Genomic DNA, 11,262 nt, shown 5'->3' with positions numbered 1-11,262 from the left:
TTCGACCGAAGTAGGCGGACACGGGCCGCAGCCGATCCGCACGAGGCGACGGTTTCCGCCGTGGCTGCGGTCGGATTGGTGAACGATGGGCACAGCAGGCCAGTCGTGGGGAGCCGTCCATCGAGGGTGCTACGAGCCGGGCTTGAGGTCTTCCTCTTCGAGCAGGCCGCTCGGGTCGGCGACGAGTCCTTCGCTCACCAGCGAGAGCACCGGCAGGTGCCGGGTCCGGACCGTCGGCAGCGGCACCTTCGTGTCGTCCTTCAGCACCGCCTGGATGCGGGACTTCTTGGTGATCGCGAGGCCCTTCAGCGCCGACCACGGCACGTCCCGCTTGCCGAACACCGTCCGGATCGCCAGACCCTCGCGCGTGGCGATGGTGCGGTGGCGGACCACGAAGACCGCGAGCGCGATCGGGAAGACGTAGAGCCACTGCAGGTACGGGATTTCCCCGAGTGCGATCGGCGTCACGCAGACGGTCAGGAGCGCGATCGCCATGAACGACGTGCGGGGGACGCGGAAGACGGCTTTCCGGCCCTCGTCCTGCTGAGCTTTTTCGGCCACCCCGAAATGGTGCACCGCCGCCCCGACCGGCCCGGACCCGGGTCGCGCAGGCGTGACGCACGACCCTCGGGGTGTCCAGCATCCGGACACACCGTCCCGCAGAGTTGACACCCGCGCGGCGTTGCGGCTAGCGTCGTCGCCGTGACACCGCTGACCGGCCTCGTACTTCCCAAGCGCGTCGACGCTTAGGGAAGTCCTTCCGCTGCGTCGACGCGCGACCCTCGTGCGACCTTACGGTCGGCGAGGGTTTTTTGTTGCCCAAGGAGAAGAGCTCCTTCGCCCGACCGCATCAAACTGACCCGAACGAGTGACACCGAGACCCACGAGGCAGAACCGATGACCAGTGCCACGTCGCGCAGCAGCGACGCGAAACCCGGGCCGACGCCCGGTACGTCCGGAGCTCGTCCGAAGCCGGCGCCCCCGGCGGGAACGCCGGTGCGCGTCACCGGCGCCCAGTCACTCGTGCGCTCGCTCGAGGCCGTCGGCGCCGAAGTGGTCTTCGGCATCCCGGGCGGCACCATCCTGCCCGCCTACGACCCGTTGCTCGACTCGACGAAGGTCCGCCACGTCCTGGTCCGCCACGAACAGGGCGCGGGGCACGCGGCGACCGGCTACGCCCAGGCCACCGGCAAGGTCGGCGTGTGCATGGCCACGTCGGGCCCCGGCGCGACCAACCTGGTCACCCCGCTCGCCGACGCCAACATGGACTCCGTCCCGGTCGTGGCCATCACCGGCCAGCAGTCCCGGGCGCTGATCGGCACCGACGCGTTCCAGGAAGCCGACATCTGCGGCATCACCATGCCGATCACCAAGCACAACTTCCTCGTGACGGACCCGGCGGAGATCCCGCGGACCATCGCCGAGGCGTTCCACCTGGCCGCCACGGGCCGGCCCGGCCCCGTCCTGGTGGACATCCCCAAGGACGTGCTGCAGGAGATGACCTCGTTCTCCTGGCCGACCGAGCTGCGCCTCCCGGGTTACCGCCCGACGCTGCGCCCGCACGGCAAGCAGGTCCGCGAAGCCGCGAAGCTGATCGCGAAGTCGCGCCGCCCGGTGCTCTACGTCGGCGGCGGCGTGATCAAGGCCGAAGCGCACGAGCAGCTCAAGCAGCTCGCCGAGCTGACGAACATCCCCGTCGTCACCACGCTGATGGCGCGCGGCGCGTTCCCCGACTCGCACCCGCAGCACCTCGGCATGCCGGGCATGCACGGCACGGTCGCCGCCGTCGCCGCGATGCAGCGCGCCGACCTGCTGATCGCGCTCGGCGCCCGCTTCGACGACCGCGTCACCGGCCAGCTCTCGTCGTTCGCGCCGGACGCCGCGGTCGTGCACGCCGACATCGACCCGGCCGAGATCTCCAAGAACCGCAAGGCCGACGTGCCGATCGTGGGTGACTGCAAGGAGATCATCGGCGAGCTGATCACCGCCGTCACGACGGAGTTCGAGCACGGCGGCAAGCCCGACCTCACCGACTGGTGGACCCAGGCCGACGACTGGCGCGAGAACTACCCGGCCGGCTACGAGTGGCCGGACGACGGTTCGCTGTCGCCGCAGTACGTCATCGAGCGGATCGGCCAGATCGTCGGCCCGGACGCGGTGTACGCCGCCGGCGTCGGCCAGCACCAGATGTGGGCCGCGCAGTTCGTCAAGTACGAGAACCCGCGCACCTGGATCAACTCCGGCGGCCTCGGCACCATGGGCTACGCGGTGCCCGCCGCGATGGGCGCGCAGTTCGGCGTCCCGGGCACGCAGGTCTGGGCGATCGACGGCGACGGCTGCTTCCAGATGACGAACCAGGAGCTGGCCACCTGCGCCATCGAGGGCGCGCCGATCAAGGTCGCCGTCATCAACAACGGCAACCTCGGCATGGTCCGGCAGTGGCAGAACCTCTTCTACTCGGAGCGGTACTCCAACACCGACCTCGGCACGCACAAGCACCGCATCCCCGACTTCGTGCTGCTGGCCGAAGCGCTGGGGTGCGCCGGCCTGCGCTGCGAGACCAAGGAAGACGTCGACGCCACCATCCGCCGCGCGATGGAGATCAACGACCGCCCCGTCGTGATCGACTTCGTGGTCGGGAAGGATGCCCAGGTGTGGCCGATGGTCGCCGCGGGCACCGGCAACGACGAGATCATGGCGGTCCGGGGCATCCGGCCGCTGTTCGACGACGACGAGGTTTCGGTCGAGACGACCGAAGCCGTCGAAGCTGCCGCGGAAGGTGAGCGCTGATCATGAGCGTCCACACGCTGAGTGTCCTGGTCGAGAACAAGCCCGGTGTGCTCGCGCGCGTCTCGGGCCTGTTCTCCCGCCGCGGATTCAACATCGAGTCCCTTGCCGTCGGGCCCACGGAGAACCCCGAGGTGTCCCGGATGACGATCGTGGTCGCCGTGGAAGAGCTACCGCTCGAACAGGTGACGAAACAGCTCAACAAGCTGGTCAACGTGATCAAGATCGTCGAGCTGGAGCAGTCGACCGCCGTGCAGCGCGAACTGCTGCTCGTGAAGGTGCGCGCCGACAACACCGTGCGCAGCCAGGTCCTCGAAACCGTCCAGCTCTTCCGCGCCAAGGTGGTGGACGTCTCCCCGGAGGCGCTCACCGTCGAGGCCACCGGGACGTCCGACAAGATCGGTGCGCTGCTGCGGATGCTGGAGCCGTATGGCATCCGCGAGCTCGTGCAGTCCGGCATGGTCGCGGTCGGGCGGGGCGCCCGCTCGATCACCGCCACCTCACCGCGTTGAGAATGTAAGTCAGGAAAGGAAGCAGTAACCCCCATGGCAGTGGAAATCTTCTACGACGACGACGCCGACCTCTCGATCATCCAGGGGCGCAAGGTCGCTGTCATCGGCTACGGCAGCCAGGGCCACGCCCACTCGCTGAGCCTGCGCGACTCCGGCGTCGACGTCCGCATCGGCCTGCCCGAGGGGTCCAAGTCGCGGGCGAAGGCCGAGGAGCAGGGCCTGCGCGTGCTCACCCCGGCCGAGGCGTCGGCCGAGGCCGACCTGATCATGATCCTGGCGCCGGACACGAAGCAGCGCTTCATCTACGAGCAGGACATCGCGCCGAACCTCAAGGACGGCGACGCGATCTTCTTCGGGCACGGCTTCAACATCCGCTACGACCTGATCAAGCCGCCGTCCAACGTGGACGTCGCCATGGTCGCCCCGAAGGGCCCGGGTCACCTCGTGCGCCGCCAGTTCGTGGACGGCAAGGGCGTCCCGGCGCTCATCGCCGTGGAGCAGGACGCGTCCGGCAACGCCCAGGCGCTCGCCCTCTCCTACGCCGCCGCCATCGGTGGCGCCCGCGCCGGCGTCATCAAGACGACGTTCAAGGAAGAGACCGAGACCGACCTCTTCGGCGAGCAGGCCGTGCTCTGCGGTGGCGCGTCCGCGCTGGTGCAGACCGGCTTCGAGGTGCTCACCGAGGCCGGCTACGCCCCGGAGATCGCCTACTTCGAGGTGCTGCACGAGCTGAAGCTGATCGTCGACCTCATGTACGAGGGCGGCATCGCGCGCCAGCGCTACTCGATCTCCGACACCGCCGAGTACGGCGACCTGACCCGCGGCCCGCGCGTCATCTCGCCGGCGGTCAAGGAAGAGATGAAGAAGATCCTCGGCGAGATCCAGGACGGCACGTTCGCCCGCGAATGGGTCGCCGAGGACGAGGCCGGCCGGCCGAACTTCACCAAGCTCGAGGAGCAGGGCAACAAGCACCCGATCGAGGAGACCGGCAAGAAGCTGCGCGACCTGATGTCGTGGGTGGACCGGCCGATCACCGAGACCGCCTGATCTTTCACCCGCAGGACACCGGAGGGGACGCCGTCGCGGCGTCCCCTCCGGCGCGTTTTGGCTACGCTTACCGCATGACCGACGACAAGGCGCACATCCGGCACCACCTCGACCTTTCCGGGGCCGAGTGGATCCGGGGCGAGCCCGCGGGCGTCACCCTCGACGAGGTCGTCGAGTACGCGTTCGTCGAGCACACCGACGGTGCCACCTACGTCGCGATGCGGCGCTCGCCGGACGTCGACGGCACGGTCATGGTCTTCACGATGGCGGAGTGGGACGCGTTCACGAAGGGCGTCGAAGACGGCGAATTCAACGACCTCGGCGAGGCCTAGAACGTCAGTTTCGCGGCCAGTTCGGGGATCCGGCCGAGGTCGCCCGCGACGGCGAGGTGGTCGCCGTAGTCGCGGGACTCGACGATCAGCCCGTCGCGGACCCGCAGGACGAAGATGTTCGCGATCCGCACCGGGCGCCCGCCGTACTCGCCCTGGTAGGCGAATTCGCCGATCAGCACCTCGGGGTCGGTGCCCTGGTAGGTGACCAGGTCCGCGACGGTGAAACCCGGGTTCAGCGCCTTGCCCGCCGCGAAGTGCGCCCGCAGCTCGTCGCGCGTGCGCAGCACCTCCGAGCCCGGCAGGAACGGGTGCGTGACGTGGGTTTCCGCCGCGTACAGCTCCGGCAGCTCGTCCCAGCGCCCGCCCGCCACGCCGTGCACGAGCCGCTCGAACACCGTGCCCGCGCTCTCCGGGGTGACCGGCGAAAGCTCGCGCGGCGGCGCCTGCTCGTACGCCTTCACCAGCTGGTCGACGCCGTCGCGGACGGCGGCGAGCTTCAGGTAGTCGTGGTAGTCGCGGGAATGGACGATCAGGCCGTCGCGGACGCGCAGCACGTGGACGTTGGCCGCCTCGATCGTCCGGCCGGTCTCGACGGACTCGGCGTCGTAGTCGTATTCGGCGACGATCACTTCGGGGTCCGTCGTCTCGTGCACCACGACGTTCTTGCGCTTGAGCCGCAGCGCCCCGACGAGCGGGCTCGCGAACCGCTCGTGGACCGCGGCGCGGCCGGTCAGGCGCGTCGGCCGGGGGACGGCCTGGGGGTGTTCGACGACGGTGTCTTCGGCGTAGAGCGCGGAAAGCTCGCCGAAGCGGCCTTCGCCGATCCCGTCGGACAACGCGGTGAAGACGTCGCGGGGTGTGGTCACGGTTCCTCCCGGAAGGCAAAACGGAGTCTGTAGTCCGCCTTTGAAGATACGGACTACAGACTCCGGTTGTCTAGCGGAGCAGCTCCCGGGCGGCCGGCTGCCCGCACACCTCCGCCCACGTCCCGGGCGTGCTGCCGAAGTTCGCATCCTGCGCACCGCGGTCGGCGCCGTTTTCCAGGAGGACCCGGATGACGTCGAGGTGCCCGGACTCCGCGGCCAAGTGCAGGGCCGTGACGCCTTCGCCGTGCTTCGGGCCGCCGAACGTGCCCGGGTGGTTCACGTCGGCGCCGAGCTCCAGCAGCGTCCGGACGGCGGCGAGCCTGCCCTTCGCCGCCGCCCACGCCAGCGCCGTGCCGCGGTAGACATCGGCGTCCACGCCGGCTCCGCGCGAGACGAGGGTGCACAGGGCTTCGGTGCGGTCGTTGCGGGCGGCCCAGGCGAGGGCTTCGTCGCGGGCTTCGGCCGGGTCATCGCCCGGGTGCCAGGCCGGGAAACCGCTGTGGGGCCGGTAAAAACCGCGGTGCTCACCGCCGCGGCCCGACGTCAGGAGTTCGTCCAGGAGCCCGGTGTCGCCGAGCCCGGCCGCCACGCGCAGGTTGGCCGGCGCCCGGCTGTGCGCGGCCAGGGTTTCCGCCGCTTCGCGGTGGCCCCAGAACAGGGCGACGACCAGGGGGGTGCCGCCGTCGCCGCGGGCGGAGACCCCGATCGGGGCGCCCGCTTCGAGCAGCAGGCCGAGCAGCAGCGGGAGGTTGCTGTACGCGGCTTGGTGCAACGGCGTCCAGCCGTGGACGTTGCCGCGCGCGGGGTCGGCGCCGTGGGCGAGCAGGACGCGGCTGAGCCGCTCGTCGCAGGTCGCGCCGGCCATGCCGAGCAGGTCGTTGCCGTTGGTGCCGCGGGCGGTGACGAGCCCGGGGAACTCGGCGAGGAGCGTTTCGAGCCGGTCGACGTCCCGGTCTTCGACGGCCCGGTACGCGCGGGCGAACGGCTCACCACTGTCCACAAGTGACCGGACGTGGGTGAGAAGTCCCTGCCAGGAGCCGAAACCGTGCTCACGGGCGACGACCACGCGGGCGCCGTCGCGGGTCGGCGGCTGGCCCCAGCGGGCGAACGGCTCGCGGGCGCCGGGCGTCTCGTCCTCGGCCGAGGCGAGCATGCCGAGCGCGCGCCCGGCGTAGTATTCGACGTCCTGATGGTACGGGTGCTGCAGGGTTTCGCCGTGCTCGGTGACGCGCCGGACGTAGGCGCGCAGCTTCGGCCAGCTCGGGAACCCGTGGTCCCGGGCGATGCGGAACTGCGCTTCGGACAGCTTGACGCCTTCGGCGCGCGCGAGGTCTTTCGCGCGGTTGCGCAGCTGGTCCAGGCTGGGTTTGGCGGGCAGCACGCCCATGGTGCCTCCTTCCCTCGTCGCCCGTGGTCCGCCGGCACCGGGCAGGAAAGAAGGTGCGGAGCTGGTGGTGCGGTGCTGCGGGGGTGGGCTCGGCCCTTTCCGCGGACGGGACGCGGCCCTCACCGCGTCCCGCCAGCGTACCCCCGGTCAGGGCAGCAGGTCCGCCAAGCGGCGGTAGGAGTCCTTCGTCCGGGCGAGGACCTGGACGCAGACGTGGTCGGCGCCCGCGTCGAGGTGCGCCCGGATCCGGTCGGCGATCCGCTGTTCGCCCGTGACGACGATGGCGTCGACCAGGCGGTCGCTGCCCCCGTCGGCGAGGTCGTCGTCGGTGAAGCCGAGCCGCCGCAGGTTCGTCCGGTGGTGCGGTGCCTGCCGCACGTAGAGACCGGCGTGCTCGCGGGCCACCTCCGGGGCCGCGTCGAGCACCACCGCCTGCTCGACGGCGAGGTACTTGCCCGGGCCGAGCCGTTCGCGCGCCATCGCCGTGTGCTCCGGCGGGACGAAGTACGGGTGGGCGCCGTCGGCTCGGTCGGCCGCCAGGTCCAGGAGTTTCGGGCCCAGCGCGGCGAGAACCCGCCTCGGCCGGGGTGACGGCTGGGGCAGGCCCGGCAGTCCGGCCGCGTCCATCCCGGCCAGGTATTCGCGCAACGCCGTCAGCGGGCGGGCACCGGGCCGGTGCCCGCCGAGCCCCGCGACGAACCGGCCCGGGTAGGCCTCGCCCAGCGCCCGGATCGCGCCTTCCGCGGCGAGCGGCGAACGCTGGTCGAAGCGCGCGACCCCGGTGGCGACGGTCAGCTTCGACGTCGCCGCGAGCAGCAACGCCGCCTGCGTGAACGCTTCCCGGCCGGCGTACTCGCCGAACCAGAGCGCGGCGAAGCCGAGTTCCTCCACCTCGGCGGCCGTTTCGCGGAGCTCGCCGACCGGGACGCCGTCGAAGAACTGCCAGACGCCGACGCTCACCGGAGCACCGCCGGGGCCAGCTCGACCAGGGTGTCCACAGTGGACTCGAACGACGACGCGGATGGCGTCAGCAGGACGTGGTCCGCGCCCGCGTCGAGCACTTCCCGCACGCGTTTCGCGATGGTCTGCGCGTCGCCCCAGAGGACGAGGTCGTCGACGAACCGGTCGCTCGGGCCGTCGATGTCGGCTTCGGTGTAGCCGAGCCGTTTCCAGCCCGCGAGGTAGGCCTTCACCTGGAACTCCCGTGATTGCGCCACGCTGCGCCGGACGCTCGCCCGGGCGTCCTCGCGGCTGCCGAGCAGGACGGTCTGGTGGGGGATGAGCAGCTTGTCCGGCCCGAGGATTTCGCGTGCGTACGGCGTGTGCGAGACCGGCTGGGCGAACGGGTGCGCGCCGTCGGCGTGGTCGCGGGCGAGCTCCAGCATGCGGGGCCCGACCGCGGCGAGCACGCGGGGAAACGCCACCGGGGCGGGGTTTTCCGCGGCCGCGGCGTCCATTTCGGACAGGTAGGCGCGCATCCGGTCCAGCGGCCGGTACTCCTCGCCGTACTTCGCCGCCTGGAACGCGTGCCCGATGCCGATGCCGAGCACCAGCCGGCCCGGGTGGGCGTGCGCGAGCGTCGCCCCGCCCTTTTCGGCGGTCCGCCCGGGCCGCGCCCAGGTGCTGGCGATGCCGGCGCCGAGCACGACGTCCGGCACCGACGCGAGCAGGTCGCCGAAGGCGGCGAACAACTCGCGGCCGCCGGGGCCTTCGCCGCTCCAGACCGAGCCGTAGCCGGCCTCGGCGAGCCGGCGCGTCGCCGCGCGTTCGACGGCCGGGGGCGGGGCCAGCGGTGCGCTCGGCAGCCAGGCGCCGATCGCGCCGAGCCGGGCGCGGGTGTCTTCGATCAGAGTCATCCTCGAAATTCCTCCCAGTAAGATGAGGCTGCCTCCGGTTAATATACGGAGGTGGCCTCCGATTGGCTACCGGGTAAGGTCGGGAGGGCGATGACCGACGTGAAACCGATGCGCGCGGACGCCCGCCGCAACTACGAAGCCCTGCTCGCGCAGGCCCAGCGCGCCTTCGCCGAACACGGCGTCGAGGCGTCGCTGGAAGACATCGCGCGCCGCGCCGGGGTCGGCATCGGCACGCTCTACCGGCACTTCCCGACCCGGGAGGCGCTGCTCGAAACGCTGCTGCGCGCCCGGTTCGACGGCCAGGCCGGCCGCGCCCGCGAACTGCTGACCCACCCCGAGCCGCTGACCGCGCTGCAGACCTGGCTCGCCGGGCTCGGCGAAGCCATGGGCACCTTCCGCGGGCTCGTGGAGCTGACCGCCGACGCGCTCAGCGACGAAACATCCCGGTTGTACGCGTCCTGCCACGCGATGCGGGACGCCGGTTCCCAGCTGGTGGAACGCGCGAAGGAAGCGGGCGAACTCCGCGCGGACGTCACCACGCACGAGCTCCTTCTGTTGCTGCACGCGGCATCCTGGGCGGGCGGGCACCTGCCCGGCCCGGGGGGCATGCAGCGCCTGCTGGCTCTTGTTTTCGAGGGATTACGAGCGAGTTAACACCATGGGAAGCCAGGGGGCGGCCCAGCGGGTTAAACTCCGCCACGACCGGGGCACAACGACGTGCTTATGACCGTTTGTCGACCCAAGCGTCCTGGAAGTGACCAGATAGTGGGAGCCGCATCGTGAGCAAGCCCAGCAAGCCCGTCGTCCTCATCGCGGAGAAGCTCGCTCCCTCCGTGCTGAGCGTCTTCGGTGACGAGGTGGAGGTCCGGCACGTCGACGGCACGGACCGATCCGCGCTGCTCGAGGCGGTGAAGAGCGCCGACGCGCTCCTGGTCCGCTCCGCCACCAAGGTCGACGCCGAGGTCTTCGGCGCCACCTCGCAGCTGAAGGTTGTCGCCCGCGCCGGTGTCGGCCTGGACAACGTCGAGGTCCCCGCGGCCACCGAACGCGGTGTCCTGGTCGTCAACGCCCCGACGTCCAACATCGTCTCCGCCGCCGAGCACGCCGTGGCGCTGCTGCTGGCCGTCGCGCGCCGGGTCCCGGCCGCCAGCCAGAGCCTGCGCGCCGGCGAGTGGAAGCGCAGCTCGTTCTCCGGTGTGGAACTGCAGGGCAAGACCGTCGGCGTGGTCGGCCTCGGCAAGATCGGGCAGCTGTTCGCCCAGCGCCTGGCCGCCTTCGACACCAAGCTGATCGCCTACGACCCCTACGTCTCGGCCGCGCGCGCCGCGCAGCTCGGCATCGAGCTCGTCACCCTCGACGAGCTGCTCACGCGCGCCGACGCGATCTCCATCCACCTGCCGAAGACGCCGGAGACCAAGGGCCTCATCGACGCCGAGGCGCTGAAGAAGACCAAACCGGGCGTCATCATCGTCAACGCCGCCCGCGGCGGGCTGATCGTCGAGGAAGACCTCGCCGACGCGCTGCGCTCGGGCCACGTCGGCGGCGCCGGCATCGACGTCTTCGTCACCGAGCCGACCACGTCGAGCCCGCTGTTCGCCCTGGAGAACGTCGTCGTGACGCCGCACCTGGGCGCTTCGACGGCGGAGGCGCAGGACCGCGCGGGCACCGACGTCGCGAAGTCCGTGCTGCTGGCGCTGCGCGGCGACTTCGTGCCGGACGCGGTCAACGTTTCCGGCGGCGGCGCGGTCGGCGAGCACGTCCGCCCGTACCTGTCGCTGACCCAGAAGCTGGGCACGCTGCTGACCGCGCTGAACCCGAAGGCGCCGACGTCGGTGACCGTGCAGGTCAAGGGCGAGATCTCCAACGAGGACACCGCGGTGCTGCAGCTGGCGGCCCTGCGCGGGGTGTTCACCGGCGTGGTCGAGGACCAGGTCACGTTCGTCAACGCGCCGCAGCTGGCGGAGAAGCTGGGCGTGCAGGTCGAGCTGACCACCGAGCCGGAGAGCCCGAAGTTCCGCAGCCTCGTCACGGTCCGCGCGGTGCACTCGGACGGGCAGGCGCTGACCGTGTCCGGTTCGGTCACCGGCAAGGACGAGGTCGAGAAGCTGGTCGAGGTCAACGGCCGCGGGTTCGACCTGCGTGCCGAGGGCACGGTCCTGCTGGTCGAGTACCCGGACCGCCCGGGCGTGATGGGCCGCGTCGGCACGCTGCTCGGCGAGGCCGGCATCAACATCGAGGCCGCGCAGATCAGCCAGACCACCGACGGCTCCGACGCGGTCATGCTGCTGCGCGTCGACCGCCACATCGACGCGCACCTGCTCGACCCGATCGGCGCCGCTGTCGGGGCGCACACGATCCGCGCCGTCGACTTCAGCTGACGTAACCCTTTCGAAGGCCCCCTGTCACCCGGCAGGGGGCCTTCGTGCGCAATCACAACTACATAACGGAGTCCTTTGCCTACGTAAGTAGGTGTTT

At 70.9% G+C, this 11,262-nt stretch carries 11 protein-coding genes; 6 read left to right on the top strand and 5 right to left on the bottom strand.

The genetic code is table 11. From position 1 onward, the window contains the following. Positions 1-129 precede the first annotated feature (129 nt). Positions 130-561 (bottom strand): PH domain-containing protein, encoded by a 432-nt coding sequence (locus tag MUY14_RS28045; RefSeq protein ID WP_247013488.1) that lies wholly within the window; start codon positions 559-561, stop codon positions 130-132. A 336-nt stretch (positions 562-897) separates the two neighbouring features. On the opposite strand from MUY14_RS28045, the gene MUY14_RS28040 reads away from it, so the two are divergent. The 4 genes from MUY14_RS28040 (at position 898) to MUY14_RS28025 (ending at position 4,678) form a co-directional block, all read left to right on the top strand. Next, positions 898-2,790 carry an acetolactate synthase large subunit gene (locus MUY14_RS28040; RefSeq protein ID WP_247013486.1) on the top strand — a complete coding sequence of 631 codons (1,893 nt, stop codon included), beginning with the start codon at positions 898-900 and terminating at the stop codon, positions 2,788-2,790. Between the two features lie 2 nt (positions 2,791-2,792). Beyond that, positions 2,793-3,299, top strand: coding sequence for an acetolactate synthase small subunit (ilvN, locus tag MUY14_RS28035; RefSeq protein ID WP_003080760.1), 507 nt, complete (start codon positions 2,793-2,795; stop codon positions 3,297-3,299). A 33-nt stretch (positions 3,300-3,332) separates the two neighbouring features. After that, positions 3,333-4,346: a ketol-acid reductoisomerase gene (ilvC, locus tag MUY14_RS28030; RefSeq protein ID WP_247013483.1), complete on the top strand. Its 1,014-nt coding sequence runs from the start codon at positions 3,333-3,335 to the stop codon at positions 4,344-4,346. A 74-nt stretch (positions 4,347-4,420) separates the two neighbouring features. Continuing rightward, positions 4,421-4,678 (top strand): DUF397 domain-containing protein, encoded by a 258-nt coding sequence (locus MUY14_RS28025; protein ID WP_247013481.1) that lies wholly within the window; start codon positions 4,421-4,423, stop codon positions 4,676-4,678. Here the strand turns inward: MUY14_RS28025 and MUY14_RS28020 are convergent. From MUY14_RS28020 to MUY14_RS28005, 4 genes are all read right to left on the bottom strand, one after another. Further along, a complete protein-coding gene (locus MUY14_RS28020) occupies positions 4,675-5,544 on the bottom strand; it encodes a nuclear transport factor 2 family protein (protein ID WP_247013479.1) in 870 nt (289 codons plus the stop codon). The genes MUY14_RS28025 and MUY14_RS28020 overlap by 4 nt on opposite strands. Positions 5,545-5,614: 70 nt before the next feature. Beyond that, on the bottom strand, positions 5,615-6,931 hold the full coding sequence (locus MUY14_RS28015) for an ankyrin repeat domain-containing protein (protein WP_247013477.1): 1,317 nt from the start codon (positions 6,929-6,931) through the stop codon (positions 5,615-5,617). A gap of 147 nt (positions 6,932-7,078) precedes the next feature. Further along, positions 7,079-7,891 carry a TIGR03620 family F420-dependent LLM class oxidoreductase gene (locus tag MUY14_RS28010; RefSeq protein ID WP_247013475.1) on the bottom strand — a complete coding sequence of 271 codons (813 nt, stop codon included), beginning with the start codon at positions 7,889-7,891 and terminating at the stop codon, positions 7,079-7,081. Next, a complete protein-coding gene (locus MUY14_RS28005) occupies positions 7,888-8,787 on the bottom strand; it encodes a TIGR03620 family F420-dependent LLM class oxidoreductase (protein WP_247013473.1) in 900 nt (299 codons plus the stop codon). The genes MUY14_RS28010 and MUY14_RS28005 overlap by 4 nt, the downstream gene beginning before the upstream one ends. A 90-nt stretch (positions 8,788-8,877) precedes the next feature. On the opposite strand from MUY14_RS28005, the gene MUY14_RS28000 reads away from it, so the two are divergent. Further along, positions 8,878-9,441, top strand: a complete 564-nt coding sequence (locus tag MUY14_RS28000; protein WP_247013471.1) for a TetR/AcrR family transcriptional regulator — start codon at positions 8,878-8,880, stop codon at positions 9,439-9,441. 125 nt (positions 9,442-9,566) lie between these two features. Continuing rightward, entirely contained in the window at positions 9,567-11,165 is a 1,599-nt protein-coding gene (gene serA, locus MUY14_RS27995) for a phosphoglycerate dehydrogenase (RefSeq protein WP_247013470.1), read from the top strand. Positions 11,166-11,262 lie beyond the last annotated feature (97 nt).

It is taken from the genome of Amycolatopsis sp. FBCC-B4732 (assembly GCF_023008405.1).
Lineage (GTDB): Bacteria > Actinomycetota > Actinomycetes > Mycobacteriales > Pseudonocardiaceae > Amycolatopsis > Amycolatopsis pretoriensis_A.
The sequence above is the reverse complement of the archived record's forward strand: the minus strand, read 5'-3'. Positions and strand labels throughout refer to the sequence as shown.